The organism is Faecalibacterium sp. OM04-11BH (assembly GCF_003482185.1).
Lineage (GTDB): Bacteria > Bacillota > Clostridia > Oscillospirales > Ruminococcaceae > Faecalibacterium > Faecalibacterium tardum.
This window is the reverse complement of sequence record NZ_QULS01000008.1, coordinates 1-25822: the sequence shown is the minus strand read 5'-3', so window position 1 is coordinate 25822 and position 25822 is coordinate 1. Positions and strand designations below refer to the sequence as shown.

Below are 25822 nucleotides of genomic sequence, written 5' to 3'. Positions count from 1 at the left end.
AGCTGCATCGTCCGCTCCTGCAGGCGCGGCAGAAGAAGGCCGCATAAAACTGATCTCTACCAACCATTCTTCTTTTCACCTCTTTTTTGTTTTTCCCCCACAGAGAAACACCCCCGGCAGCCGCTGCGGTTGCCGGGGGTGTTTCTGTATCTTTAGATTTGCACTCGGTTTTAGTGGACAAAGCCCACGAACACCGGGCAGAGCACGGCGGTCAGCACACCGGCTACGGCAATGGAAAGGCCGCTCATGGCACCTTCCACATCACCCATCTGCAGCGCCTTGCTGGTGCCCACGGCATGGGCTGCCGTGCCGATGCCCACGCCCTTGGCGATGGGGTCGGTGATGTGGAACAGCTTGCACACGGTCTCGGCCAGCAGTGCGCCCACGATGCCGGTCACGATGACGATGGCACCGGTCAGGGCGGCAATGCCGCCCAGCTCAGCTGCCACGTCCATGCTGATGGCGGTGGTCACGGACTTCGGCAGCAGAGTAGCGTACTGCTCCTGGGTCAGGTCCATTGCCAGCGCCAGCGCAAAGGCGCTGCCCAGACTGACCAGCGTGCCCACCGAGATGCCTGCAATGATGGCAGGCGCGTTCTCCTTGAGCAGATCCAGCTTCTCATACAGCGGGATGGCCAGCGCCACCGTAGCGGGCAGCAGCAGGTAGCTTACCGGCGCGGCGCTGGTCTTGTAGTCCCCGTATGGGATATTGCACACCGACAGAAAAATGATGACAAAAATACTGCCCAGCAGCAGCGGGTTAAAGATGGCCTTGCCGGTCACCCGGTTGATGAGCACACCCAGCCCAAAGGCCGCCAGCGTAAGCAGCACGCCCCATGCCACAGAGCCGGTCAGAAAGTCGTTCAGCAGCTCAGTCATGGTCGGCCTCCTCTTTTTTATTGCGGGCGGTCAGCGCCTGCGTGGTGCGGCCTGCGGCCGCCATTACCAGCACCGTCACCGGCAGAATGGCGATCAGGATGGGCAGCAGCAGCTGTCCCATCTCTGCCCACAGCTCCATGATGCCCGCAGCGGCGGGCACGAACAGCAGCGGAAAAATACCGGTCAGGTAGGTGCCGGTCTCCTTGACCTGCTCCAGCTTTACGACCCCGGCGGTCAGGGCTGCCAGCAGCAGCACCAGACCGTACACACTGGCAGGCACCGGCAGCGGCAGTACCGCGTGCAGCACCTCGCCCAGAAAACAGAACGCAAGAATGCGCCCGAACTGAAAAATATACTTCGTGTCAGAACTCCCCTTTCTGGTCTTATGGTCTTATAACGAACAGACAACGGGCTTTTTGCCCGGAATTTTCTGTCTCACACAAAGTAAAAGTATACCGCGGACTGCCCGTCCCATCAACCGTAAATCTTGCCAAGAAGTTCTGCACCTTTTGCGCAGAACTGTACAAAAAAACGCACCGGTGCAGTTCCGGTGCGCAAGGTTCAGATCACATAATCGTTGCCGGCCTGATCCGGCAGGGCAAGGTCTGCCAGTGTGATCTTTCCGAAGTAGTCCGAGATCAGATCGTTGAGCCCCTTCCACATCTCGTAGGTGCGGCAGTTGGCCATCCGGGCGCAGGCAGAAGCGCCGGGGGTCAGGCAGCTTACCGGGGCAAGACTGCCCTCGGTGAGCATCAGGATCTCGCTTACCGTGTACTGATCCGGGCTGCGGGTCAGCCGGTAGCCGCCGCCCTTGCCGCGCAGCCCCTCCAGAAAGCCGTTCTGCACCAGCACCTTGAGGATGTTCTCCAGATACTTTTCCGAGATCTCCTGTCGGGCGGCAACTTCCTTTAAGGGAACATATTTTTCAGACTGATGCTCCGCGAGGTCGATCATCACCCGCAGCGCATAGCGTCCTTTGGTCGAAACGATCATGATCCGTACTTCCTTCCGGTTAAATTTTATTATAACCCATTATACAACAGGGTAAGTCACTTTTCAATCCCACTTTTTTCAAAAAACCCCTTGACAAGCAGGGGAAACAGGGCTATAATGCCATCAAACCCACAAACGATGTCGGTTGAAAGGTTTAGAGGGAATCGCAGCCGGGCACCCCGGCACAAGACAGGGTCATGCACCCCGTAACGATATCAGAAAGAGGGACAAGTATTATGAGCAAGATCTATACCGCCGCAGATCAGTTGATCGGTCACACCCCGCTGCTGGAGCTCAGCCATATTGAAAAGGAAGAGCAGCTGCCCGCCCACGTTATCGCCAAGCTGGAGTACTTCAACCCCGCCGGTTCTGTGAAGGATCGCATTGCCAAAAAGATGATCGACGACGCCGAGGCCAAGGGTCTGCTGAAGGAAGGCTCCGTCATCATTGAGCCCACCTCCGGCAACACCGGCATCGGTCTGGCTGCCGTGGCAGCTGCCAAGGGCTACCGCATCATCATCGTAATGCCCGAAACCATGAGCGTAGAGCGCCGTCAGCTGATGAAGGCTTACGGTGCCGAGCTGGTGCTGAGCGAGGGTGCCAAGGGCATGAAGGGTGCCATTGCCAAGGCCGATGAGCTGGCAAAGGAGATCCCCAATTCCTTTATCCCCGGCCAGTTCGTGAACCCCGCCAACCCGCAGGCACACATCGAGACCACCGGCCCCGAGATCTGGGAGGATACCGATGGTAAGGTGGATATCTTTGTGGCAGGCGTTGGCACCGGCGGCACCGTGACCGGCGTAGGCAAGTACCTCAAGAGCAAGAATCCCGATGTCAAGGTGGTGGCTGTTGAGCCCGCCTCCTCCCCTGTGCTGAGCAAGGGCACTGCCGGTGCACATAAGATTCAGGGCATCGGCGCAGGCTTTGTGCCGGATGTGCTGGACACCACCGTCTATGACGAGATCATCGCCGTGGAGAACGACGATGCCTTTGCCACCGGCCGTCTGATCGGCCACAAGGAAGGCGTGCTGGTGGGCATCTCCTCCGGTGCTGCCGTCTGGGCTGCCATCCAGTTGGCAAAGCACCCGGAGAACGCCGGCAAGAACATCGTTGTTCTGCTGCCCGATACCGGCGACCGCTACCTGTCCACCCCGCTGTTTGCGGAATAATCCCCAAAAAACTCTCCTCTCCCGCTCTGCACCCCGCAGGGCGGGAGTTTTTGTTTGGAAGCTGGACGATTTGAATGCGCTCCGCGTTGCTCTGCGCATAGTCAGCGGAATAATTATTGGATATTTCGCGTTTGTCGCGCTCTGCGGAGCGCTCCAAACGCTATTTTCACAGAAGGGGTCGTAAAGGGAACCGGCAGTTGCCGCGCTCGCTCCACAGGGGAGCTGTCGCGCAGCGACTGAGGGGCTTTTAATGGAGAAGCGAAAAAAGCGTTAAAGCGATAGCGCCGACTGGCGCAGCGCTAGCTTTTTTGTGCTTCGACTTCTTCTTTAGGTTTGTCAAGGGCGTGCAGCCCTTGACCCGTTGCGGGGTGGGTGGAGTCCAGAGGTAGGGAGGGGGGAGTCGGAACACCCCTCCCTGCCTCTGGCCCAGCGGAGCGTCTTTGCACGCTGAAAGCAGGCAGTAACTTTCCCCGCAGAGCGCACACTTTTCTGGTTCTCTTTTGGTGTCAAAAGAGAACATCCCCCGTCCTCTCCCCTTTCCCCACGCCGGATTTTATGCTACAATACCGGTAACAAAAACGTTTGGAGAAACGCCCATGCTTTATTATGCTGCCCCCATGGAGGGGTTCACGGACCGGGTCTGGCGGCAGACCCATCAGAAATGGTTCGGCGCACAAGGCGCTGCCGACCGCTATTATGCGCCGTTTATCTCCCCGCCGGAGAACCGGGTGCTCATTAAAAAGAAGATGGCAGAGCTTGCCCCGGCGGCAAACCCGGGTGCGCCGGTCATCCCGCAATTGCTGGCGAAGGACGGCGAACTGGCTGCGTGGATGATCGGTCAGCTGCGGGCGCTGGGCTATACCGAGGTGAACCTGAATCTGGGTTGCCCCGCCGGGACGGTGACTGCCAAGGGCAAGGGCTCCGGGATGCTGCGGGACCTTGCCAAGGTGGACGCCTTTCTGGACGGGGTATTCTCCCGCGCCGATGGGCCTGTCTCGGTCAAGACCCGGCTGGGTGTGGAGAAGCCGGAAGAGTTTGCCGCCATTCTGGAAATTTATAACCGCTACCCTATCTCGGAGCTGACCATCCACCCCCGGGTGATGCGGCAGCAGTATCGCGGACAGGCCGACCGCGCCGCCTTTGCCGCTGCGCTGCCCCGGTGCACCATGCCGGTGTGCTACAACGGCGATGTGACCACCGCCGCCCAGCTTCACGCGCTGGAAGAGGAGTTCCCCGCCCTGTCCGGCATCATGGTAGGGCGCGGGCTCATTGCCGACCCGGCGCTCTTCCGCAAAGCACGGGGCGGTGCGCCCGCCACCAAGGAGGAGCTGCGGGGCTACCTGACCGACCTGTACCACGGCTACACTGAACTATTTGGCAGCGCAGGCTGCGCCATCAGCCGGATGAAGGGGCACTGGTTCTACCTCATCCACTGCTTTGCCGGGGCGGAAAAGCTGGAAAAGCAGCTGAAAAAGCTGCGGGAGCCGTGGGAGTACGAGGTGGTGGTGAACCAGATCTTCACCCTGCCGCTGGTGGAAAACGATTAAAATGGTCACACAAAAAAAGCCCGCCGTCTTGCAAGACAGCGGAGCTGAAAAGGACCGTATTACACGTTAAGGTAGCTGCGCAGCATAGCCTGCAGCAGATCGTCACGATCCACCTTGCGGATCATGGCACGGGCATTCTTATAGGTCGTAATGTAGGTAGGGTCTTCGGACAAAATGTAGCCCACCAGCTGATTGACCGGGTTATAGCCTTTTTCCTTCAAAGCATCGTACACCTGTTGTACGATCTCGTGGATCTCATAGTCCTTTTTGTCGTGGATGGAGAAAATCGCGGTTGCGTCTCCCACGCAATACACCCCCTTCGGTTGAAACTAGTCTCATTGTACACGAAATGCGCCGAAACTTCAAGATAATTACGCTGGATTTGCACATCCTGCACAAAATTTCCAGCAATGTTCCGGCAAGATGAACGATGTCCGGGCGGCATTCTGCCCGCGAAAGGAGCCTTTGTATGCTTTACGGCATCGGCTGCGACCTGTGCAGCCTTTCCCATCTGGAAAAAAGCCTTTCCTCTGCTCACGCGGCGGCCTTTGTGCGCCGGGTGTACGGCCCGGCCGAGCAGGCGGCGCTGGGGCTTTGTGAAGCATCCCCTGCACCGCTGAACGCCCACCGCCTTGCCAGCGCCGCCGCAGATTTTGCTGCCAAGGAGGCCTTTCTCAAGGCGGCAGGCACCGGCCTGCGGGAGCCCTTTTCTCTATGTGAGATCGAAGCCGTCCGGCTGGAAAACGGTGCCCCGGCCTACCGCTTCAGCGGGCAGACCGCCGCATGGGTGGCGCAGCACCGGCTGCGTGCCCGGCTCTCCCTGAGCCACGAAGGCGGCATGGCGCTGGCCTTCTGCACGCTGGAAAAGGAAAACTGACTGTCCTTTGTGCATACAATGGAATATCGCCCCCGCACTGCATAAGCCGCACCCTGCCTGCGCATACTGAGAGCAGACAGGATGCGCCGGACGCATCACATAGCGGGGCACATCCTCCAGAAAAACAGGAGGGAGATTCCATGGAGGTACACAGAGGAGAAGTTTTCTACGCCGATCTTTCGCCGGTGGTGGGCTCGGAGCAGGGCGGTGTGCGCCCAGTGCTGATCGTACAGAACGAGATCGGCAACCGGCACAGCCCCACCGTGATCGCGGCGGCCATTACATCCCGGCTGGACAAGACCCGCCTGCCCACCCACATCAACATCCGGGCGGCAGACACCGGTCTTGCCAAGGACAGCGTGGTGCTGCTGGAGCAGATCCGCACGCTGGATAAGCACCGCCTGCGGGAGCGCGCCGGGCAGATCACCGCCGCCGATCAGAAGCGAGTGGATCAGGCACTGGACGTAAGCCTTGGGCTGAGCTCGTACTGAGATAAAAACGATTGGAAATGCCCTCCGCTGTGCTCTGGGCATATTCAGCGGAAAAATGATTTTTAATTTGGGGTTCTGAAAAGCCTGCGGGCTTTTCAGAACCCCTTTTTCACGGGAGGGGTCGTAGAGGAAAGCGGCAGATGCAGCACCGCTTTCTGCGAAAGCGCGGCGCTGCGGGCGGGCCCGCTCCCCCTCGGGGGAGCTGTCGCGCAGCGACTGAGGGGCTATAAATGGAGAAGCGAAAAAAGCGTTAAAGCGATAGCGCCGACTGGCGCAGCGCTAGCTTTTTTGTGCTTCGACTTCTTCTTTAGGATTGTCAAGGGCGTGCAGCCCTTGGCCCGTTGCGGGGTGGGTGGAGTCCAGAGGTAGGGAGGGGGGAGTCGGAACACCCCTCCCTGCCTCTGGCCCAGCGGAGCGTCCCTGCACGCTAAAAGCAAACAGGAACTTTCCCCACGGCGCTGCAACTGCGGTTTCTCTTCCATGAAAAAAGGGATAGCAGAGCCCACGCGGGTGTTCTGCTATCCCAAAATACATATTATTACTCGATCAGGCCGTTGAGCAGGGTCAGGCACTTGCGGCTGTGCAGCTTGCGGATGGCCTTGGCTTCGATCTGGCGCACACGCTCGCGGGTGACGCCGAAGTCGCGACCGACCTCCTCCAGCGTGCGGGGACGGCCATCGTCCAGACCAAAGCGCAGGCGGATGACCTTTTCCTCGCGGGGGGTCAGGCTCTTGAGCGCCAGATTGATCTGCTGTGCCACCATGGCGCGGTCGGCTGCCTTGCCGGGAGCCTCGGCGTTTTCGTCGGCGACGAAATCGCCCAGAGAGGAATCCTCTTCCTCACCCACGGGGCTTTCCAGACTTGCAGGCTCCTGTGCCATGCGCTGGATCTCGCGCACGCGCTCCACGCTCATGTCCATGGCCTTTGCCAGCTCCTCCGGGGTGGGCTCGTGACCGTTCTGGTACACCAGCTGGTTGGTGGCCTGACGCATCCGGTTGATGGTCTCCACCATGTGCACCGGGATGCGGATGGTACGGGCCTGATCCGCGATGGCGCGGGTGATGGCCTGACGGATCCACCAGGTAGCGTAGGTGGAGAAGCGGAAGCCGCGGTCGCAGTCAAACTTCTCGGCGGCCTTGATCAGGCCGATGTTGCCCTCCTGAATGAGGTCAAGGAAGGCCAGATTATGGCCGACATGCTTTTTGGCGATGGACACCACCAGACGCAGGTTCGCCTCGCTCAGGCTGCGGCGGGCGTTCAGGCCGTCGCGGCGGGTCTTGAGCAGCTCCTGACGGCGTTCCTCGCTCAGGGGACCATTCTCCACGGCTTCCATGGCCTTTTCCTCGTCTGCCTTCTCCTCGGCATCCTCGGCAGACTTTTCGCCGTCCTCGTCCAGATCCTCGGTGTAACTGCGGCTGTTCTCGTCCTCTTCAAAGGAGAAGCGGGCGCTGTTCTTCTTGATGTACTCCGGTGCGTCGTACTTCTGGCGGTCTGCCTGCAGAATGTGTGCAGCCTCGGCGCCCGCATGGATGCGGCGGCTCAGCTCCACCTCCTGCTCGGCGCTCAGCAGCGGGATCTGACCGATCTGCTTGAGGTAGTTCTTCACCGGGTCGTCCAGCAGCTCATCCATGGCGGCCTTCAGGTCTGCCGGGTTCTCCTCGGCATCCTCTTCATTCTCATCGGCAAGGCCCATGTCATCGTTGTTGTTCTCGGCGTTCTCCACCTCAGCAATGATGCTGTCCACGTCCAGACTCGGCTCGCTCTCCTCCTCCAGGATCTTGATGCCGCGCTCCTCCAGCAGGGTGTAGAGGGTATCTACATCCATGCGGCATTGTGCCGCCAGCGCCTTGGCCTCCTGTGCAGAGAGGGTGCCCTCGCCCTTAGTCAACAGTTCCTTCAAAGTCATGCCCATTTTTTCTCTCCTTCCCACTCCGGGGAAAATTCTGTAATATCGCCCTGTGCATCAGATCACAAGGCCGCCGTTCACCCCGAACACCTGTCCGGTGATGTATCCGGCATCCTCGCCGGCCAGAAAGACCAGCAGCTTTGCAACTTCTTCCGGGGTGCCCAGCCGCCCCACAGGGGTCTCCTCGGCCAGCGCCGCCTTGTCCTCGGCGGTAAAAGCCGCCATCATGTCCGTCTCGATGACCCCCGGCGCTACGCAGTTCACCGTAATGCCGCTGGGGCCTTCCTCCTTAGCCAGTGCCTTGGTCAGGCCGATGAGCCCGGCTTTCGCGGCGGAATAGTGCACCTCGCAGCTGCCGCCGGTCTGGCCCCACATGCTGCTCACGGTCAAAATACGGCCCTGCTTGCGGCGGATCATGCCGGGCAGCGCCAGCTGGCACAGGTGGAACGCACCGCTCAGGTTCACGTCCAGCATCCGCTGCCACTCCTCCGGGGTGATGTCGGTAAACAGCTTCTGCTGCGCGATGCCGGCGTTGCACACCAGTACATCCACCCTGCCCATGGCCTGCTCCACTGCATGGAACGCCAGCTCACAGCTGGCGCGGCTGGCCACATCGCACTGGATGGCGATGCACCCGGGCAGCTGCTGCTCCAGCGCAGCGGCGGCAGCGGCATTCTGGTGGTAGAGCACTGCCACCTGATACCCGGCTGCCGCAAAGGCGCGGGCAGCGGCAGCACCGATGCCCCGGTCGCCGCCGGAAATCAGCACCCGGCGCGCCGCAGCGGGTGCGGCAGGAGCAGGCCGTTCTTTTACAGGCTGCGGCGCAGGCTCTTCGGGCTGCGGCGGCGCAGGCTCTTCGGGCTGCGGCGGCGCAGGCTCTTCGGGCTGCGGCGGCGCAGGCGGCTGCGGCTCTGCGGGCTTTTCCAGCGTAATCACCCGGGTGGGCTCCTCCGCCACAGGTGCTGCCGGTTTTTCCAGCGTCATGATGCGGGTGGGCTCGTCCACGACCGGCTCCACCGGCGCAGCCGGCTTTACAGCCGGTGCGGCAAGAGGCTCCGGCGCGCTCTCTTCCTCCGGCACCTGAAAGGTCAGTTCAAACTCGTCCTCGTACAAGAGTGTATCCCTCCTGTTCGGTATTCTCGGCCGGGCGCAGTGCCCCAGCCGGAAAAACCCTGTGCCCATCCCCAGACAGCGCAGCGTTCCGTTTGTGTGTCCGGCAAAGGTCCGGTGCTTTGGCGTGCCTGCCTGTACTTACGATGGGTTTCGACAAGATTCCATTGAATAATATACCACAATCCAGCCCAAAAAGAAAGTGGGAACTGCAATTTTTTACGCAGTTCCCACTATTTTTCCTTATTTTCCCCTGTTTTCGGACACCGGGGGCTTCCAGCGGGGTCTGCCCGCCCGCTTTTCCCGCAGGGAAACAAAAAACGCCTGCAAAAGCTGCTGTGCCTCGGCCTCCCGCAGCCCCTTTTCCACCATCGGATGGTGGTTGAAGGGCAGCGCAAACAGGTCGGTCACCGAGCCGCAGCACCCGGCCTTGGTGTCGGCAGCGCCGTACACCACCCGGCGCAGACGGCTGTTGATGATGCCGCCCGCGCACATAGGGCAGGGCTCTAAGGTGACGAACAGCTCGCACTCCCACAGCCGCCAGCCGCCCAGCGCCTTGCAGGCAGCATCAATGGCCAGCAGTTCCGCGTGGTGCAAAGCGTTTTTCTCGGTCTCCCGGGTGTTGTGCGCCGTAGCCACCACCTCGCCGTGCCGCGCCACCACCGCGCCCACCGGCACCTCGCCCAAGGCGGCGGCTTTGGCGGCTTCTTCCAGCGCAAGACCCATCAGTTCAAAATCGGTCATGTATCCCATCCTCTCATCCCATCGCCAGCACCAGCAGGTTGTTTGCACTGTGCAGCAGCATCCCCGGCCAGAGATGTCCGGTGCGGTCTGCCAACCACCCCAGACCCAGCCCGCACACCAGTGCATAGACCATAGCGGCGACGCTGCCGTGCTGCAAGGCAAACAGCACCGCCTGCAAAAGAATGGCCTGTTCCCTGCCCAGCGGCTGCGCCCGGCGCTGCACCGCGCCCCGGAACACCCATTCCTCCGCCAGCGGAGCCAGCAGGCAGACCCGGAAAAGCCGCGCTGCGCCGCCGGGCGGCGCGGGCAGCAGCACCGCCAGCGTCTTGCCCACCAGCAGATACCCCACCGCCCAGCCAAAGGCCGAAAGCAGTGCAGCGGTGCGGGGGTTCAGCTTGTGCATGGTCGGTCTCCTCCTGCTATGGTTCGTTCCCGGTTATAGTACCATATCTGCCGCCGGGTGCGCAAGGTTTCGGCGTTCTGTCGTGGCAAATTTATGCAAAATATTGACACATCGCCCTAAATGGTGGTATAATAATTTCCAACCTTTTTAATAAAAACGTTGCGTATACTGTATTTTACCGGTAGACCGGAGGTATTATTATGATCCGTATCCTCACCGATTCCGCGTGCGATATTCTGCCCGCCGAGGCGCAGCAGCTGGGCGTGACTGTGATCCCCCTGAATGTGACGCTGGAGGACGGCACCGTCCTGCGGGACGGCATCGACATGACCCCCAGCGAATACTATACCCATCTGGCAGCCTGCCGCAAGCTGCCCACCACCAGCCAGCCCAGCCCGGAGCAGTTCGAGCGGCTGTATCTGGATGCCGCTGCCGCCGGGGACGAGGTGCTGGGCATCTTTTTGTCCGATGCGCTGTCCGGCACCGGTCAGTGCGCCAGACTTGCTGCCGACCTTGCCAACGTGGACAATGTGGTGTTCGTGAACACCGAGAACGTCTGTCTGGGACAGTCCTTGCTGGTGCGTCTGGCGGTGCAGCTGCGGGACGCCGGCAAAACCATCACCCAGATCGCTGCCGATCTGGAAAAGGCCAAGCAGCACCTGCATCTGGTGGCCGCTGTGGACGATCTGAAATACCTGCGCAAGGGCGGCAGACTGTCTGCCGCCGCCGCTGTGGCGGGCGGTATGCTGGGCATCAAGCCCATCCTCGCCGTCATAGAGGGCAAGGTGGCGCTGGCCGGTAAGGCGCGCGGTCTGCCCGGCGTGTATGTGGCGCTGTTCAAAAAGATCGATGAGATGGGCGGCATCCACCCGGACTACACCCCGCTGCTGGGCTACACCGTCAACCCCCGGGAATTGCATCCGCTGCTGACCTATCTGCAGGACAACCTGCATCTGGACGCACCGCTGGTGCGCCAGATCGGCTGCGTCATCGGCACCCACACCGGCCCCGGTGCATTCGGCATCGCGTTCTTTGATAAAGAGCTGGTGCTGGAATAAAACCTATATAAAGCAAGAACAAGACGGGCAGCCCGCAGGCTGCCCGTCTTTGTTTTTACCTGTGAAAAAGTAGTTCCGAAACGCCCGCAGGCGTTTCGGAACTACAAATAAAATATTCTTTCCGCTGATTATGGCCAGAGCAAAGCGGAGGCCATTCCAAATCGTCCCGCCTTGCCCTTACAGCACCGCGTCCGAAATGAGCTTGCCCAGCAGCAGAACCAGCACCACCAGCATCATGGGGCGAATAAAGCGGGCACCCTTTTTCAGGGCAAAATGGGAGCCCAGCAGGTTGCCCAGAATGTTGCTGACGGCGCAGGGGATGCCGATGTGGAACACCACCAGACCGTTCATCAGGTAGGTGAACAGACTGGCATAGTTGCTGGCCAGATTGAGCACCTTGCCGTTGCCGTTGGCGGTGCGCAGATCAAAGCCCATCAGGGTGGTAAAGGCAATGATGGCAAAGGTGCCGGTGCCCGGACCCATAATGCCGTCGTACAGGCCGATGCCCAAACCGATGGCCAGCGCCAGTAAAATCTTTTTCAGGTCCAGCGTGCCGTCGTCCCGGTTCTCATCCGGCAGGTTGCGCTGCCACAGAATGATGACCGCCGCCACCGGCAGGATGATGAACATCATGGTGCGCAGCATCTCATCGCTGAGCAGCAGCACGATGTGCGCGCCCAGCGCACTGCCCGCAAAGCTGCCGATGGCTGCAAGAACGCCCACCTTCACGTTCATGGCACCGCTTTTGAAAAAGCTTGCCGTGGCAAAGGTCGTGCCGCAGGCGGCGCTGAACTTGTTGGTGGCATAGGTGTAGTGGGGCGGCAGCCCGGCAAACAGATAGGCCGGCAGACTGATCAGCCCACCGCCGCCGGCTGCCGAATCCACAAAGCCTGCAAAGCCGGTCATCAGCATGAGGAACGCCATCATCCACGGCGAGATCGTGATACCCATTGTTATAATTCCTCTTATCTTTCCAAGTCGTTTGTTCTTTTTCAGGGGACGCGCGCCTCAGACCATATAAAACCTCCCCTCGCAGGGCAATACACAGCCCGGGATACCCGCGCACAGCAGGGCATCTCCGGGCACTTTTTGCAATTTTTCGACTTGATATTACAGATTGTTTTTAAAGAAGCGGTATGCGTTGCGCCAGTAGATGGCCTCCACCTCGTCCTCGGTAAAGCCCTCGCGGCGCAGCGCCTCGGCCAGCAGCGGCATATCTGCCGCCGTTTCCAGCTCGCGCTGACCGCCAATGCCGTCAAAATCGCTGCCAAGGCTGATGACCTCAATGCCGCCCACCTGCTTGAAGTGTGCCGCGTGCTTTGCCAGCCGCTCCACCGTGCTGCGGCAGAGCTTGGGGTGTGCCGAGTCTGCGTCCACAAAGGAAGCGCAGTAGTTCAGCCCTGCAATGCCGCCTTTTTCTGCCAGTGCGCGGATCATCTCATCGGTCAGGTTGCGGTTGTGGGGCGACAGGGCACGGCAGTTGGAATGGCTTGCCGCAAAGGGGCGGGTGCTGTGGTTTACGATATCCCAGAAGCCCTTATCGGAAAGGTGGCTCACGTCTGCGGTGATGTGCAGCTTTTCCATCTCTTCCAAAAAGGCAAAGCCCCGCTCGGTCAGGCCGGTCTCGGTATTGGCCACCAGCGGCCCGCCGGGGTTTGCGTTGGGGGCTGCCAGCTCGTTGGGGTAGTTCCAAGTCAGGGTCATCATGCGCACGCCCAGTTCCTGCAGCCGCCGCAGCACGCCCAGACTGCCCTTGCAGCAGCCGCCCTCTTCCACCGTCAGCATGGCGCTGAACTTGCCCTCGGCGCGGTTGCGCTCAAGGTCGGCGGCGGTGTACACCGGAGCGATCTTTTCCGGGTAAGCCGCCATGAGCCGCTTGAAGATGTCGATCTCCTCCAGCACGCTTACCAGCGGGTCGGCTCCGGGGGCGGGGTCGGCCAGATTCACATAGGCCGCAAAGCATTGCAGCAGATAATCCCCCTGCTGCAATTTTTCAAGGTCGATATGCAGATCGTTGTGCAAAAAGCTTTTTGGTGCGCCCGCCTTTTCGGCGCGGCGCAGCTCGGACAGGGTATCGCAATGCAGATCCCAAACCTTCATGATGGATCCACTCCTTTATGCTTCTTCTCCCAGCAGCTGCAGCAGCTGTTCGGGGTTCATGGACAAAATCGCGCCGTCTGCCCCACCGGTAACGGTGTCGGCCAGCGACTGCTTGGCCTGTTGCAGCTCCACGATCTTTTCCTCAATGGTGTCCTGCGCGATCAGCCGGTACACCTGCACCGGGTTGCGCTGACCGATGCGGTAGGCGCGGTCGGTGGCCTGATTCTGCGCGGCAAGGTTCCACCACGGGTCGTAGTGGATGACGATATCAGCGGCGGTCAGGTTGAGACCTGTGCCGCCCGCCCGCAGCGAGATCAGAAAGACGTCCGCCTCGCCCTGATTGAACCGGCGCACCTGCTCGGCACGCACCGGCTTCGGGGTAGAGCCTTGCAGGGTGAAGTGGCTCACCCCGGCTTCGTCCAGCCGCTTTGCCAGCAGCTCCAGCATGGAGGTGAACTGGCTGAACAGCAGAATGCGGTGCCCGCCCGCCACTGCCTCGGTGACAAGCTCCAGACAGGCTTCCAGCTTGGCGCTGCTGCCGGTCCAGTTGTCCGCCACAAGGCGCGGGTCGCAGCAGATCTCCCGCAGCCGCATCAGCACGGCAAACACGGTCATCTTGTCCTCCGGCTTTGCCGCCCGCAGCTTTTCGCGGGCGTCCACCACCGCTGCCAGATACAGCTTGCGCTGCTCGGTCTCCAGCTCAACGCGGCGCACATTCTCGGTTTTGGGCGGCAGCTCCCGCAGCACCTCCGACTTCATGCGCCGCAGGATGAAGGGGCCGGTGAACTGGTTCAGCCGCCGCACGGCGTTGGCATCCTCGTCCTGCACGATGGGCTTTTCAAACCGGGCGCAGAAGGTCTTGTAGGGAGGCAGATACCCCGGCATCAAAAAGGAGAAGATGCTCCACAATTCGCCCAAGCGATTCTCCACCGGGGTGCCGGTCAGGGCAAAACGCACCCGGCTGTTCACCCGGCACACCGCCTTGTATTTCTGGGTGGTGTGGTTTTTGATGGCCTGCGCTTCGTCCAGAATGCAGGCGTAAAAGCTTTGCCCGGCATACAGTTTTTCGTCCCGGCGCAGCAGGTCGTAGCTGGTAATGACGAGATCCGCCTGCGCCCACCCATCGACCAGCGTGGCGCGATGGGCGGCATCGCCGTCCATGGCAACGCTTTGCAGCTGCGGGGTGAACTTCTGGCATTCTTCCTGCCAGTTCAGCACCAGCGACGCCGGGCAGACGATAAGGCTGGGCAGCTGCTGCCCGCCCTCCTTCATGGCCAGCAGGTAGCTGAGCACCTGCACGGTCTTGCCCAGACCCATATCGTCGGCCAGAATGCCGCCCATGCCGTAGCCATCCAGTGTGCGCAGCCAGCGGTAGCCGTCCCGCTGGTATTTGCGCAGGGTCTTTTGCAGGGAGAGCGGCGGGGTATACTCGCTGTCCCGCACGGCGTGGAAGCTGCGGCTGATGCGCCGGAAAGCATCGTCCCGGTCGAACCGCAGACCGTTCTGCCCCGAAAGCGCCCAGTCCAGCGTGGGGGCGCGGTAGAGCGGCAGGACGGCGTGGCCGTCCTTCAGCTTTGCGCCGGAAAGCTCCAGCGTGTCGTTCAGCTCGTCCAGTCCTTCCAGACTGTCGTCCAGCCGCAGCAGACTGCCGTCCCGCAGACGGTGGTAGCGTTTTTTCTGATGCAGGGACTGCAAAAGCTCCCGCAGCTCCTCCACCGGGAAGGCACCGGTGTCTACTTCCAAGTCCAGCACGCTGCCGTGCACCGACACCCCTACCGAAATTTTAGGCGGGGCAGCCTGCAAATTGCGGAAGGCATCGGTCTGGTACACCTCGCCCATGGCCAGCAGGGCGGGAATGCCCTCTTCCAGCAGTTGGAAAAGCGCCTCCTCCCCGGAAATGCTGTAATGCCCCGGCTTGCCGGTCTCGGGTTCCAGATAGGTTTCCAGCAGCCGCTTTGCCCGGTTCTCGGTGCGGGCATCCCGCAAAAGGTCGGGCGGCACCGGCTCGCCGGGGGCTACCCTGTCCTCGCCGTACAGAAAGACCGGGTAAGCCGTGACGGTAAGCCCTCGGTCGGCATCCAGATAAAACTGCACCACCGGTTCCAGCGGGATCTGGTTCAGCAGCAGCCGGTCGGGGTCCACGATGTTGACCCGGTTGCCCAGTTCCGGCAACACATAGCTGCAAAAAGCGGCGGCGTCCGCGCTGGTAAAGAACAAACTGCGCCCGCCAAAGGTATCCAGTACCGGCAGCACCCGGCGGCATTCCTCCCGCTGCATCCGCCAGAGGGTGGTTTCGCCCAGCAGATAGGCATAGTCCAGTCCCTGCACCCCGCTGAGCACCGGGGTACAGCTTAGCTGCACGCCGCCCTTGCGGCGCTCCACCTTTAAGCTGATGACCGGCAGACCCTCTTTAAGGGTATAGCCGCCCACGACGCCCTCGGCGGCGTAAAGCTCCACAAGGGCATCCAGCCCCTCGCCGGTCAGCGGCAGACCGCCCGCCGGGCCTTTATCCCAAGCGGAGCGCACCGTGCCCTCGGCTTCAAACGCCTGCCGGGCGCTCACCTGACTGCGCAGCAGCCGCAGCAATTGCTGCGCATCCGGGGCAAAAGCGTCCCACCGGTGCACAAAGGCCAGCGATTTGCCGTAGCTGACGCTTTCGCCCTGCTCGATCGCATCCAGAAACTGCGGGATGCTTTTTACCAGATACTGCCGCCCGCCGATGCCGTCCGAGACCCGCAGCCGCAGCCAGACACGGCCATTGTGCACCGTAAGTTCCGGTTCCAGCAGAGCAAAGCCGGTGCGCTGGGCAGCGGGCGGGGGCAGGGGCTGCGCGTCCTCCCGCTGGTAGCGCTTCAGCAGCAGCTGGGCCTCATAGTCGGTCTCCGGCTCCTCGCCCCGCCACTTGCGGCCGAACAGCATATCCAGCCCGGCGCTGTAACTGTCCTTGCGGGGTTCGGTGCTCAAGCCTGCCACGCCCCGCTGCACCCCGGGGATGCTCTCCGGCTTTTTTTCCGGGGCAGGCGGGTTCTTTTCCGCGTCCTGTAATAGCAGCGCACCGATATGCTTGCAGTAGGTGCCGTCGCCGTTTTGATTATAGGGGCAGTCGCAGGAGGCGCTGACAAAGCTGCCGTTTTCCCGCAGCCAGACCTGTGTATAATAGCAGTCCGGCCCGCTGCCCTGCACCAGTGCTGTCAGGTGCCGCACCCCGTCCTCATTGGTGGTGCAGCTGCTTTGCAGGATGCGCTTGCGGTACTTCTGTGCCCGCTCAAAAATGCTTTTGCCCAGCAATGCGCGGATTTCCTGTGTGTCCATGTGGTCTCCCTCCCCTGTGCTGTCGCGGCTCCGGTCTATTCTATAAGAATACCGCGTTCCACCCCGGGATGCAAGGGCAGAAGGGTAAAAAACGTTTAGAAAGCGCGGGGCGGGACGATTTTGAATGGCCTCCGCTTTGCTTTGGCCATCTTCAGCGGAAAAATTATTTTTATATAGAGCAATACCGGAGCGTCTGCGGACGCTCCGGTATTGCATTTTTCACGGGAAAGGCCGTAAAGGCAAACGGCATTTATCGTGTTATAGTAAGTTCACAACCGCTCAGCCCTGTTTTTCTGCGGGGGCTGTGCCGTGCTTGCGGGTCTTGAGGTGGTACATTTCCTGATCGGCTTTATCGATCAGGTCGTGCACGGTGGCGATGTCCGGCTCAAGGCGGGCGCAGCCGATGCTGATCTCGATCTGATAGGGCTTGCCGGAGGCGGCGTTGGCGGCATCCAGCTCTCGCTGGATGGAGGCGATCAGGGTGCGCACCTCCACGCTGTTGCAGCCGCAGGCGATGCAGAATTCATCGCCGCCGTAGCGCGCCAGCACGCCGTTATAGTTGGCGCACACCTTTTTCAGGATGCCCGCCAGCAGCACCAGTGCGGCATCGCCCTCCAAGTGGCCGTATTCATCGTTGATGTGCTTGAAGTGATCCATGTCCATCATGAGGAAATGCAGCGAGCGGTTGGGGTGGCGGCGGTAATAGGGCAGCTCGCTTTCCAGATAGCGCAGCGCCACGATACGGTTGCTGACGCCGGTCAGGGTGTCCACTGTGAACTTGGTCTGCAGCACCAGCACATACACGCACACCAGCCCCAGCGTAATGCCGCAGCACAGCAGCCCGCGCCCGGGCAGCCAGCCTTGCAGCAAAAAGCCTGACGCCGGCGCAAGCGCGAGCAGCAGCAGGGTTTTCAGTTCCTCCTTGGGTGTTTCCTGCTTCCAGTGGCTCAGCGTCCAGCTGCAGCGGAGAAAGGCTGCTGCCAGATAGGCAAGCCCCACCAGCTTCGCCCCCCAGAACAGGGTGCTGCCCCGCAGCCCCTCTGCGTCCAGATAGCAAAAGCCGTTTTCGTCCCGCGCTGTCAGCAGCACCAGCAAAAGCAGTGTCACCGGTGCGGCGCTGAGTGCCAGCCTGCGGCCGTCCTCCATCCATGTACGCCCCAGCTCTGCCTCCACATACAAAAACACCAGCTGGCAGCAACACGCCGCCAGCAGATAAAACAAAATACTGCCCCCGGCGTTCAGCTGGTAGGTCAAGGGGATGCCCAGATCCTCCCACGCGCCCAGCTGCGCCAGCGCACTGCCATAATCTACGATCGTCAGCGTCCCGGCAAACCACAGCAGCGCCGTAAACAGCCGCCCGGGCAGACTTTTATCCCGCATTTTCTGCTGCGCCCGCAGCAAAACCGCCAGTGTGACCAGACAGAACCCACTGACCTGAGTATGCGCAATCGCATCCATGCCGCAACGCTCTCCTTTATCCTAGGGCGGCTTTGCGCCGTCCCGACCCTTTTCCGCTCTTCCAACGTTCCTTTTTCGCGCAAACCCATTGTACCAAATCCATAACAAATATGCAACAAAAACTGAAAAATTCATACAAAAAAAGACACCGGAACGTCTTTCGGCGTTCCGGTGTCTTTTGAACTCAAATCACTTTGCCTGCGGATGGGCGGCATCGTTGCGCAGGGCGCTTTCGCGGATCTTTTCCAGCGTCTGCTCGCTGAGGATATGCTCTGCCTTGCAGGCGTCCTCGGCGGCGGTCTGCTCGTCCACGCCCAGCTGCACAAAGAAGTGGGTCAGCAGCTGGTGGCGGCTGTAAATGCGCTGAGCGATCTCCAGCCCGGGCTCCAGCAGGGTCAGGTTGCCTTCGCCGTCCACCGCGATATAGCCGTTCTCCCGCAGCTTTTTCATGGCGATGCTCACGCTGGCTTTGGTAAAGCCCAGCTCATTGACAACGTCAATGGAGCGCACTTTGCCCATACGCTGGCTCAGCATCAGGATCGTTTCAAGATAATCTTCTGCGGACTGGTGGATCTGCATGGTTTGTCCGGCCTCCTGCCTTATTCCCTCTGGGGGATTTTTCCGACAGGAGATGTGTACCCTCTGTCGTATGTTAAAGGATATCACACTTTTGCGGATGATGCAAGCAATTCGCAGCAAGTTTTGTTAAACTAACCATATTTTTCTGCACAGAACTGCTGTTTTGCCGGTTTTACACCGCCCCTGTTTTGTGCAAAGGGTGCAATTTACAGCGCAGCCAGATAGGCCGCAGGGCCTTCCTCGTACAGGTCGCCGCCGTGGGCGTCCAGCACAACGGTCAGGGGCATATCCTGCACGGTCAGGCGGCGCACCGCCTCACAGCCCAAGTCCGGCCATGCGATCACTTCCAGCGTCTGCACACTTTTTGCCATCAGCGCACCGGCGCCGCCCAGCGCAGCCAGATATACCGCGCCGTTGCGCACCACAGCTGCCTTGACGGCGGCATCCCGCTTGCCCTTGCCGATCATGATCTTGTTGCCAAGATCCAGCAGCCGGGGGCTCATGGCGTCCATGCGCCCGCTGGTGGTAGGCCCTGCCGAGCCGATGACCTCGCCCGGGCGCTCCGGGGTGGGGCCTACATAATAGATGGCGCTGCCTTCCAGATCAAAAGGCAGGGTCTCGCCCTTGTCCAGTGCCTCCATCATCCGCTTGTGTGCCTGATCCCGGGCGGTGTACACCACGCCGGAAAGCAGCACGGTATCCCCCGCTTTCAGCGGGGCAAGATCCTGCGCGGTGCAGGGGGTAGTCAGTCTGTATTCCATTCTTCTCCCCTCCTTACAGCTCCGCGCTGGCGCGGCGGGTCACATGACAGGAAACGTTCACAGCCACCGGCAGACCCGCCACATGGGTGGGCATCTGCTCAATGGCAAGGCCAAGACAGGTGGTCTTGCCGCCAAAGCCCTGCGGGCCGATGCCCAGTGCATTGATGGCGGTAAGCAGCTCCTGCTCCAGTTGGGCGTAGTAGGGGTCGGGGTTGGGGATATCCAGCGGACGCAGCAGCGCCTTTTTGGCCAGATACGCCACCTTGTCAAAGCTGCCGCCCACACCGATGCCCAGCACGATGGGCGGGCAGGGGTTGGAGCCAGCCAGCTTTACGGTATCCACCACGAACTTTTTAAAGCCCTCCACGCCGTCGGCGGGCTTGAGCATCTGGATGCGGCTCATATTCTCGCTGCCAAAGCCCTTGGGTGCCACCGTGATGCGGCAGCCCTCGCCGTCCACCAGATGCACCGTGATGGCCGCCGGGGTGTTATCGCCGGTGTTGCCCCGGCGCAGCGGGTCGGCCACGATGCTTTTGCGCAGGTAGCCGTCCGTATAGCCCCGGCGCACGCCCTCGTGGATGGCGGCTTCAAAGCTGCCGTCAATGTGCACATCGGTGCCCAGCTCCACGAACACACAGGCCATGCCGGTGTCCTGACAGATGGGCAGGTCTTTCTCCTTTGCAGCGCCAAGGTTCGACCACAGCAGGTCTAACGTGTTCTTTGCCAGCGGCCACGGCTCTTCTTCCCGCGCCTTTTCCAGCGCTGCCTGCACGTCCTGCGGCAGCTGAGTGTTGGCCTTGATGCAGAGCTGCGCCACCGTATCCGTAATGCTCTGTGCGGAGATCGTTCTCATGCCTGTGTCCTCCGCTTACAGCCGTGCAACGCCGGTCTCGCGGGCAGCCTTTGCCACGGCATTTGCCACAGCCTCGGCCACACGGGGGTCGAACGCGCCGGGGATAATGTTCTCCTCGCTGCGGTCGGCATCGGTGATGAGGTCTGCAATGGCGTAGGCAGCGGCCAGCTTCATCTCATTATTGATATCCCGGGCGCGGACGCTGAGCGCGCCCTTGAACAGGCCGGGGAAGCACAGCACGTTGTTGACCTGATTGGGGAAGTCGCTGCGGCCGGTAGCCATCACGCGCACGCCGCCCGCCTTGGCTTCATCCGGCATGATCTCCGGGGTGGGGTTTGCCATGGCAAAGACGATGGCGTCCTTGTTCATGGTCTTGCACAGCTCAGTGGTCAGGATGCCGGGCTTGGAAACGCCAATGAACACGTCGGCGCCTTCCAGTGCTTCCTTCAGGCCGCCCTTGACCTGACGGGGATTGGTCACCTCGCCCAGCCAGTTCTTGTGGGCCTCGGCGCTGTTGCAGCCCTTGTACAGGGTGCCGAACTGATCCACTGCAATAATGTCCTTTGCGCCTGCGGTCATGAGCATCTTGATGATGGCGGTGCCGGCAGCGCCGGGGCCGTTCAGGACGATGTGCACGTCCTCCATCTTCTTATTCACCACCCGCAGGGCGTTGATGAGGGCAGCAGTGACCACGATGGCGGTGCCGTGCTGGTCATCGTGGAACACGGGGATGTCCAGCTCCCGCTCCAAAGTCTCCTCGATCTCGAAGCACTCGGGGCTCTTGATATCCTCCAGATTGATGCCGCCAAAGGTGGGCGCAATAGCCTTGCAGGCAGCAATGACGCTGGCAGCGTCGTGGGCGTCGATGCAGATGGGGAAGGCATCCACGCCGCCAAACTCCTTGAACAGCACGGCCTTGCCCTCCATGACCGGCAGACCGGCCTCCGGGCCGATATCGCCCAGACCCAGCACGGCGGTGCCGTTGGAGACAACGGCCACCATGTTGCCCTTGAAGGTGTACTTATATACATCATCGGGGTTTTCCTTGATCTTGCGGCAGGGCTCGGCCACACCGGGGGTGTAGGCGGTGGACAGGTCGTCACGGGTGGCGACCTCCACCTTGCTCACGATGCCCACCTTGCCCTTGTGGGTCTCGTGCATTTCCAGAGCTGCTTTATTGTAATCCATGGTTTTATCCTCCAATTTCAGCAAAAGGCTTTCCCCCGCAGGGAAAGGCTCATACAGTTTTATTGTAACAGAACCGTCCGGGTATTTCCACCGGTTTTGCGGCATTTCCCGCCTCAAAGCGGGCAAAAGTGATACCTGTGCCGGGCGACATTTGTGGAATTTTCGCAAAAATCTTTTCTTTTCGCATTTTTCCGTTATAATAGGATGGTATAATATTTGCATTCTCCGTGAAAACGGTCTGCTATTTTTAGGAGGTATCTCTTTTGAAACGCATTACCAAGATCCTGTTGTGTGTGCTGTGCGCGGTGGCTGCTGTGCTGTGCGTAGCTGCGGCCTGCTTTATGCTGCTCAAAAAGCAGGGCAGCACCACGGCATCCTCTGCCGCATCCGGCGCAAGCGTGTCCATCTACGGCAAGGTGTCGGATTTCGACTACGCCAACTTCGATTATTCTGAGGGGCTGGACGATAACGGCCACTGGACCGGCATCCGCGCACTGGACTATGTGACGCTGCCGGAGGATGTATCCGCGCTGCCGCTCTCCAAAGCCGATATCGAGCCTACCGAGACAGAGATCCAGACTCAGATCGACACCTTGCTGAACCAGTACGCCACCACCCAGACCATCACCGACCGGGCAGCCCAGAGCGGCGACACCGTGAACATCGACTATTCCGGCGCGGTGGATGGCGTAGCCTTTACCGGCGGCACCGCCACCGGCTATGACCTGACGCTGGGCAGCCACACCTTCATTGACGGCTTTGAGGATCAGATCATCGGCCACAACATCGGCGACACCTTTGATGTGACCGTTACCTTCCCGGAGGGCTACGGCGACTCCACCGACGCTGAGGGCAACACCATCACCCTCAGCGGCAAGGAGGCCGTGTTCAGCGTGACCCTGAACGCCATCACCCAGAGCGTTGTGCCCACCCTGACCGACGAGTGGGTGGAGACCAATTTTGCCGCCAGCGACGACCTGCACACCGCAGACGCCCTGCGCCAGTACTTTGACAGCGCCCTGTACGCCAACAATCTGGACAACGCCGCGATGGACTATCTGCTCACGAACTCCACCTTTAAAGAAGTCCCCAACCAGATTACGGACTACTACATCCGTATGTTCCTGAACTACCACTCTCAGCTGGCTACCAAGTACGGCATGGAGCTGGACGCCTACGCACAGGCCAAGGGCTACGCCGATGCCGACGCGATGCTGGCAGATTCCGATTCCTACTTTGAGCATCTGGCCAAGCAGGATCTGGTCTTTCAGGCCATTGCGGAGCAGCTGGACATCACCCCCACACAGGAGCAGATCGACAGCGCCAACAGCTCCTACGCCGACACCTACGGCGCACAGCGCAGCATGCTGAACGCTTTGCAGCTGGCAGTGCTGGACAAGGTGGAGGAAAGCGCAGTGCTTTCCTGACAGCATCTATAATTTTAGAAACCCGGAGCGTCTGCGGATGCACCGGGTTTTTCTTTTTCACGAGAGGGGCGTGAAGGGAAGCAGCAGATGTAGCGTTGCCGCTATGGCATCTTTCTGCTTTCTTTCAGCGTGCAAAGACGCTCCGCTGGGCCAGAGGCAGGGAGGGGTGTTCCGACTCCCCCCTCCCTACCTCTGGACTCCACCCACCCCGCAACGGGCCAAGGGCTGCTCGCCCTTGACAAACCTAAAGAAGAAGTCGAAGCACAAAAAGCTAGCGCTGCGCCAGTCGGCGCTATCGCTTTAACGCTTTTTTCGCTTCTCCATCCATAGCCCCTCAGTCGCTGCGCGACAGCTCCCCCTTGGGGGAGCGGGCACGCCCTGAAGCCTTCTCGTTGTTCCTAACACTTTAGCAACGAACGTAACGGCTTGGCTCTCCCTTCGGGAGAGCTGGCGCGGGAGCGCCTGAGAGGGTTTCAAATCGGCGGAGCCGGAAAAAACAGTTAAAAGATCTTCACGCCGAACAGGCGTGAATCTTCAGTTTTTTCCGGTGGAGCCCTCCTCTTTGGGGTTAAAAGGGGCGAGTAGCCCCTTTTTCGTGGCTCCAGCGCGTCGAAATCGCTGGTGGTTTTCTGGTTCTCTTTTGCCACCAAAAGAGAACATCCCTCGGCAAGCAGAACCTTCCCTGCGGAGCGCATTCAAAATCGTCCCACACAGTCAAAAGGCCGCTGCACGGTGAGGTGCAGCGGCCTTTGGTTTTCCACATTTTTACTTCGCGGTGTTGATAAAGCTGCGGTTGTCCCACAGGTACTTGATGCCGGAAATGGCGGTCACAGCGGCCACCAGCCAGCACAGGGCGATAGAGACCACCACCACGATGGAGACACTGTCCACCGTACCGCGGTAACTCAGGGCAGTGCCGAAGAAGTAGAAGATGATGCTCAGCATCTGCAAGACGGTCTTTACCTTGCCCCACATGTTGGCGGCGATGACCTTGCCGTCCTTGGCACCGGCGGCCACCATGCGCAGGCCGGACACCGCAAACTCGCGGGCCAGAATGATGCACAGCACCACGGGGCTGCACACGCCGTCCCGCAGCATGTAGATGAAGGCCACGGTGGTCAGCAGCTTGTCGGCCAGCGGGTCGGCAAACTTGCCGAAATCCGTGACCATGTGCCACTTGCGTGCCAGATGGCCGTCCAGATAGTCGGTAAAGCTGGCAGCAGCGAACACGATGCCGGCCAGCAGGTAGAAGGTGGGGTTGAAAGTGCCGTCTACGATGCCGTCCAGACCGGTCAGAGACACAAAGATCATGAACACCGGCACCAGAATAATGCGGGTCAGGGTAAGTTTATTGGGCAGATTCATAGATTTTATCCTCCAATTCGTTATTTTACGACTGTACCATACAGATCGTAAAGGTCGCTGTCCTCTACCAGCACATCATAGAACTGGCCGGGGTACAGCGGTTCCTCGCTGGAAACGCAGACGCAGCCATCCACCTCCGGCGCATCGCCGGTGGTGCGGCAGAGGTACAGACCGTTTTCCTCGTCGATGCCGTCACACAGAACGTGCACGGTCTGGCCCACCTTTTCGGCCTGCTTCTGCGCCATGATGCCGGTCTGGATCTGCATTACCAGCTCGGCGCGCTTATCCTTGACCTCCTGCTCGATCTGGCCGTCCATCCGTGCTGCCACAGTGTTCTCCTCGGCGGAGTAGGCAAAGCAGCCCAGACGGTCGAACTGCACCTCCTTGACGAAGTTGCACAGATCCTCGAACTGCTCCTCGGTCTCGCCGGGGAAGCCCGCGATCAGGGTGGTGCGCAGGGTGATGCCGGGGATCTCGCGGCGCAGCTTGCCGATGACCTCCAGCAGCTCCGCACGGGTGGAGCGGCGGTTCATGTTCTTGAGGATGGTATCGTTGCAGTGCTGGATGGGCAGGTCGAGGTAGGGCACAACCTTCTCGTTGCGCTTCATGGCGGCGATAAATTCATCGGTGATGCGCTCCGGGTAGGCGTACATGATGCGGATCCATTCCAGTCCCGGCACCTTGTTCAGCTTATCCAGCAGCTCACAGATGCTGCCGGGCTTGCCCCAGTCCTCACCGTAGGCGGTGGGGTCCTGCGCCACAACAATAAGCTCCTTCACGCCCTCACCGGCCAGCCAGCGGGCTTCGGCAACGCAGTCGGCCATATCGCGGCTGTGCAGCGGGCCACGAATGCCCGGGATAGCGCAGTAGTGGCAGCGGTTGTTGCAGCCCTCGGCGATCTTTAAGTACGCATAGTGGGCGGGCGTGCCGATGACGCGCTTGCCGCCCAGCGGGAAGTCCTTTTTGGCACCGTAGCTTTCCAGATGGTTCTCCCCATGGAACAGCCGCTCCACGATGGTATCAATGGCCTTGTTGGAGGCGCAGCCTACAACGGCGTCCACCTCGGGGATCTCTTCCTCGATCTGGCTGCGGTAGCGCTCGGCAAGGCAGCCGGTAACGATGACCTTCAGGTTCGGGTTCTGCTGCTTATAAGCGCAGGCTTCCAGAATGTTTTCAATGGCTTCGGTCTTGGCGCTCTCGATAAAGCCGCAGGTGTTCACAAGAATGACATCGGCTTCGGCCAGATCGGCCACAGTCTCGTGCCCGGCAGACAGCAGGATGTGCACCATCACATCCAGATCCACCTGATTCTTCGGGCAGCCAAGGGAAATACACGCAATTTTCATAAGGGATGATACTCTCTTTCTCTTTTGAGGGATGCTTTTGATTTTGACGATTTAAAGATTTAAAATGCGCTCCGCGTTCGCTTTGCGCATAGTCAGCGGAAGAACTATTTTAAATTTTGGGGTTCAGAAACGCCTGCGGGCGTTTCTGAACCCCATTTTCACGGATGGGGTCGTAACGGAAAACGGCATTTGCAGCGCCGCTTTCTGTGAAAGCATGGCGCTGCGGGCGAGCGCTTGCTCCCCCTCGGGGGAGCTGT

General features: G+C 60.4%; 24 protein-coding genes. 6 read left to right on the top strand and 18 right to left on the bottom strand.

Annotated features, from left to right (window positions below; all coding sequences use genetic code 11):
• Window positions 1–170: 170 nt before the first annotated feature.
• The 3 genes from DXB44_RS08360 to DXB44_RS08350 form a co-directional block, all read right to left on the bottom strand.
• The gene (locus tag DXB44_RS08360) at window positions 171–878 is read right to left on the bottom strand and encodes an LrgB family protein (RefSeq protein ID WP_055186729.1); all 708 of its coding nucleotides are present in this window, start codon (window positions 876–878) and stop codon (window positions 171–173) included.
• On the bottom strand, window positions 871–1212 hold the full coding sequence (locus DXB44_RS08355; protein WP_279220767.1) for a CidA/LrgA family protein: 342 nt from the start codon (window positions 1210–1212) through the stop codon (window positions 871–873). The genes DXB44_RS08360 and DXB44_RS08355 overlap by 8 nt, the downstream gene beginning before the upstream one ends.
• Before the next feature lie 227 nt (window positions 1213–1439).
• The gene (locus DXB44_RS08350; RefSeq protein ID WP_005922796.1) at window positions 1440–1871 is read right to left on the bottom strand and encodes an RrF2 family transcriptional regulator; all 432 of its coding nucleotides are present in this window, start codon (window positions 1869–1871) and stop codon (window positions 1440–1442) included.
• Between the two features lie 236 nt (window positions 1872–2107).
• On the opposite strand from DXB44_RS08350, the gene cysK reads away from it, so the two are divergent.
• Window positions 2108–3040 carry a cysteine synthase A gene (gene cysK / locus DXB44_RS08345; protein ID WP_118658392.1) on the top strand — a complete coding sequence of 311 codons (933 nt, stop codon included), beginning with the start codon at window positions 2108–2110 and terminating at the stop codon, window positions 3038–3040.
• Between the two features lie 596 nt (window positions 3041–3636).
• The gene (locus tag DXB44_RS08335) at window positions 3637–4587 is read left to right on the top strand and encodes a tRNA-dihydrouridine synthase family protein (RefSeq protein WP_118658391.1); all 951 of its coding nucleotides are present in this window, start codon (window positions 3637–3639) and stop codon (window positions 4585–4587) included.
• 59 nt (window positions 4588–4646) lie between these two features.
• Here DXB44_RS08335 and DXB44_RS08330 read toward each other — a convergent pair whose 3' ends face one another.
• On the bottom strand, window positions 4647–4892 hold the full coding sequence (locus DXB44_RS08330; protein WP_005921243.1) for an IreB family regulatory phosphoprotein: 246 nt from the start codon (window positions 4890–4892) through the stop codon (window positions 4647–4649).
• Window positions 4893–5056: 164 nt separating this feature from the next.
• Here DXB44_RS08330 and DXB44_RS08325 point away from each other — a divergent pair, with 164 nt between their 5' ends.
• A complete protein-coding gene (locus DXB44_RS08325) occupies window positions 5057–5464 on the top strand; it encodes a 4'-phosphopantetheinyl transferase superfamily protein (RefSeq protein ID WP_118658390.1) in 408 nt (135 codons plus the stop codon).
• Between the two features lie 140 nt (window positions 5465–5604).
• Entirely contained in the window at window positions 5605–5955 is a 351-nt protein-coding gene (locus tag DXB44_RS08320) for a type II toxin-antitoxin system PemK/MazF family toxin (protein WP_005921241.1), read from the top strand.
• 538 nt (window positions 5956–6493) lie between these two features.
• On the opposite strand, the gene DXB44_RS08310 is transcribed toward DXB44_RS08320, so the two are convergent.
• The 4 genes from DXB44_RS08310 to DXB44_RS08295 all read right to left on the bottom strand — a co-directional run bounded on the left by DXB44_RS08310 (window position 6494) and on the right by DXB44_RS08295 (window position 10118).
• The gene (locus tag DXB44_RS08310; RefSeq protein ID WP_055186884.1) at window positions 6494–7867 is read right to left on the bottom strand and encodes a sigma-70 family RNA polymerase sigma factor; all 1374 of its coding nucleotides are present in this window, start codon (window positions 7865–7867) and stop codon (window positions 6494–6496) included.
• A gap of 51 nt (window positions 7868–7918) precedes the next feature.
• Window positions 7919–8974: a 3-oxoacyl-ACP reductase FabG gene (gene fabG, locus DXB44_RS14640; protein ID WP_243111092.1), complete on the bottom strand. Its 1056-nt coding sequence runs from the start codon at window positions 8972–8974 to the stop codon at window positions 7919–7921.
• A 240-nt stretch (window positions 8975–9214) separates the two neighbouring features.
• Window positions 9215–9715, bottom strand: a complete 501-nt coding sequence (locus DXB44_RS08300) for a nucleoside deaminase (RefSeq protein WP_118658388.1) — start codon at window positions 9713–9715, stop codon at window positions 9215–9217.
• A 13-nt stretch (window positions 9716–9728) separates the two neighbouring features.
• The gene (locus DXB44_RS08295) at window positions 9729–10118 is read right to left on the bottom strand and encodes a CPBP family intramembrane glutamic endopeptidase (RefSeq protein WP_118658387.1); all 390 of its coding nucleotides are present in this window, start codon (window positions 10116–10118) and stop codon (window positions 9729–9731) included.
• A gap of 200 nt (window positions 10119–10318) precedes the next feature.
• Between DXB44_RS08295 and DXB44_RS08290 the strand changes: the two genes are divergently transcribed.
• Window positions 10319–11176: a DegV family protein gene (locus tag DXB44_RS08290; RefSeq protein WP_097779132.1), complete on the top strand. Its 858-nt coding sequence runs from the start codon at window positions 10319–10321 to the stop codon at window positions 11174–11176.
• Between the two features lie 177 nt (window positions 11177–11353).
• Here DXB44_RS08290 and DXB44_RS08285 read toward each other — a convergent pair whose 3' ends face one another.
• The 8 genes from DXB44_RS08285 to DXB44_RS08250 form a co-directional block, all read right to left on the bottom strand.
• A complete protein-coding gene (locus DXB44_RS08285) occupies window positions 11354–12127 on the bottom strand; it encodes a TSUP family transporter (RefSeq protein WP_118658386.1) in 774 nt (257 codons plus the stop codon).
• Window positions 12128–12286: 159 nt separating this feature from the next.
• Complete coding sequence (locus DXB44_RS08280) at window positions 12287–13276, bottom strand: dipeptidase (protein ID WP_097779130.1); 990 nt, start codon at window positions 13274–13276, stop codon at window positions 12287–12289.
• A 15-nt stretch (window positions 13277–13291) separates the two neighbouring features.
• Window positions 13292–16588, bottom strand: a complete 3297-nt coding sequence (locus DXB44_RS08275; RefSeq protein ID WP_118658385.1) for a DEAD/DEAH box helicase — start codon at window positions 16586–16588, stop codon at window positions 13292–13294.
• 279 nt (window positions 16589–16867) lie between these two features.
• Window positions 16868–18046, bottom strand: a complete 1179-nt coding sequence (locus DXB44_RS08270; protein ID WP_118658384.1) for a GGDEF domain-containing protein — start codon at window positions 18044–18046, stop codon at window positions 16868–16870.
• Between the two features lie 189 nt (window positions 18047–18235).
• Window positions 18236–18625, bottom strand: coding sequence for a metal-dependent transcriptional regulator (locus DXB44_RS08265; protein WP_015537258.1), 390 nt, complete (start codon window positions 18623–18625; stop codon window positions 18236–18238).
• A gap of 206 nt (window positions 18626–18831) precedes the next feature.
• Entirely contained in the window at window positions 18832–19386 is a 555-nt protein-coding gene (locus DXB44_RS08260) for a Fe-S-containing hydro-lyase (RefSeq protein WP_005921214.1), read from the bottom strand.
• 13 nt (window positions 19387–19399) lie between these two features.
• Window positions 19400–20239, bottom strand: coding sequence for a fumarate hydratase (locus tag DXB44_RS08255; RefSeq protein ID WP_118658383.1), 840 nt, complete (start codon window positions 20237–20239; stop codon window positions 19400–19402).
• 15 nt (window positions 20240–20254) lie between these two features.
• Window positions 20255–21427 (bottom strand): malic enzyme-like NAD(P)-binding protein, encoded by a 1173-nt coding sequence (locus DXB44_RS08250; protein WP_118658382.1) that lies wholly within the window; start codon window positions 21425–21427, stop codon window positions 20255–20257.
• A 263-nt stretch (window positions 21428–21690) separates the two neighbouring features.
• Between DXB44_RS08250 and DXB44_RS08245 the strand changes: the two genes are divergently transcribed.
• Entirely contained in the window at window positions 21691–22854 is a 1164-nt protein-coding gene (locus tag DXB44_RS08245; RefSeq protein ID WP_243111090.1) for a trigger factor, read from the top strand.
• Window positions 22855–23619: 765 nt separating this feature from the next.
• Here DXB44_RS08245 and pgsA read toward each other — a convergent pair.
• Entirely contained in the window at window positions 23620–24219 is a 600-nt protein-coding gene (gene pgsA / locus DXB44_RS08235) for a CDP-diacylglycerol--glycerol-3-phosphate 3-phosphatidyltransferase (protein ID WP_118658381.1), read from the bottom strand.
• A 20-nt stretch (window positions 24220–24239) separates the two neighbouring features.
• Window positions 24240–25565 (bottom strand): 30S ribosomal protein S12 methylthiotransferase RimO, encoded by a 1326-nt coding sequence (gene rimO, locus DXB44_RS08230; RefSeq protein ID WP_055187124.1) that lies wholly within the window; start codon window positions 25563–25565, stop codon window positions 24240–24242.
• Between the last annotated feature and the right edge of the window lie 257 nt (window positions 25566–25822).

Bases quoted from the DNA above. Each gene is read 5' to 3' on its own strand.
- DXB44_RS08360 (WP_055186729.1), bottom strand. From the start codon at position 878: ATGACTGAGCTGCTGAACGACTTTCTGACCGGCTCTGTGGCATGGGGC.
- DXB44_RS08350 (WP_005922796.1), bottom strand. From the start codon at position 1,871: ATGATCGTTTCGACCAAAGGACGCTATGCGCTGCGGGTGATGATCGAC.
- cysK (WP_118658392.1), top strand. From the start codon at position 2,108: ATGAGCAAGATCTATACCGCCGCAGATCAGTTGATCGGTCACACCCCG.
- DXB44_RS08335 (WP_118658391.1), top strand. From the start codon at position 3,637: ATGCTTTATTATGCTGCCCCCATGGAGGGGTTCACGGACCGGGTCTGG.
- DXB44_RS08325 (WP_118658390.1), top strand. From the start codon at position 5,057: ATGCTTTACGGCATCGGCTGCGACCTGTGCAGCCTTTCCCATCTGGAA.
- DXB44_RS08320 (WP_005921241.1), top strand. From the start codon at position 5,605: ATGGAGGTACACAGAGGAGAAGTTTTCTACGCCGATCTTTCGCCGGTG.
- DXB44_RS08310 (WP_055186884.1), bottom strand. From the start codon at position 7,867: ATGGGCATGACTTTGAAGGAACTGTTGACTAAGGGCGAGGGCACCCTC.
- DXB44_RS08300 (WP_118658388.1), bottom strand. From the start codon at position 9,715: ATGACCGATTTTGAACTGATGGGTCTTGCGCTGGAAGAAGCCGCCAAA.
- DXB44_RS08295 (WP_118658387.1), bottom strand. From the start codon at position 10,118: ATGCACAAGCTGAACCCCCGCACCGCTGCACTGCTTTCGGCCTTTGGC.
- DXB44_RS08290 (WP_097779132.1), top strand. From the start codon at position 10,319: ATGATCCGTATCCTCACCGATTCCGCGTGCGATATTCTGCCCGCCGAG.
- DXB44_RS08285 (WP_118658386.1), bottom strand. From the start codon at position 12,127: ATGGGTATCACGATCTCGCCGTGGATGATGGCGTTCCTCATGCTGATG.
- DXB44_RS08280 (WP_097779130.1), bottom strand. From the start codon at position 13,276: ATGAAGGTTTGGGATCTGCATTGCGATACCCTGTCCGAGCTGCGCCGC.
- DXB44_RS08275 (WP_118658385.1), bottom strand. From the start codon at position 16,588: ATGGACACACAGGAAATCCGCGCATTGCTGGGCAAAAGCATTTTTGAG.
- DXB44_RS08270 (WP_118658384.1), bottom strand. From the start codon at position 18,046: ATGGATGCGATTGCGCATACTCAGGTCAGTGGGTTCTGTCTGGTCACA.
- DXB44_RS08265 (WP_015537258.1), bottom strand. From the start codon at position 18,625: ATGCAGATCCACCAGTCCGCAGAAGATTATCTTGAAACGATCCTGATG.
- DXB44_RS08260 (WP_005921214.1), bottom strand. From the start codon at position 19,386: ATGGAATACAGACTGACTACCCCCTGCACCGCGCAGGATCTTGCCCCG.
- DXB44_RS08255 (WP_118658383.1), bottom strand. From the start codon at position 20,239: ATGAGAACGATCTCCGCACAGAGCATTACGGATACGGTGGCGCAGCTC.
- DXB44_RS08250 (WP_118658382.1), bottom strand. From the start codon at position 21,427: ATGGATTACAATAAAGCAGCTCTGGAAATGCACGAGACCCACAAGGGC.
- pgsA (WP_118658381.1), bottom strand. From the start codon at position 24,219: ATGAATCTGCCCAATAAACTTACCCTGACCCGCATTATTCTGGTGCCG.
- rimO (WP_055187124.1), bottom strand. From the start codon at position 25,565: ATGAAAATTGCGTGTATTTCCCTTGGCTGCCCGAAGAATCAGGTGGAT.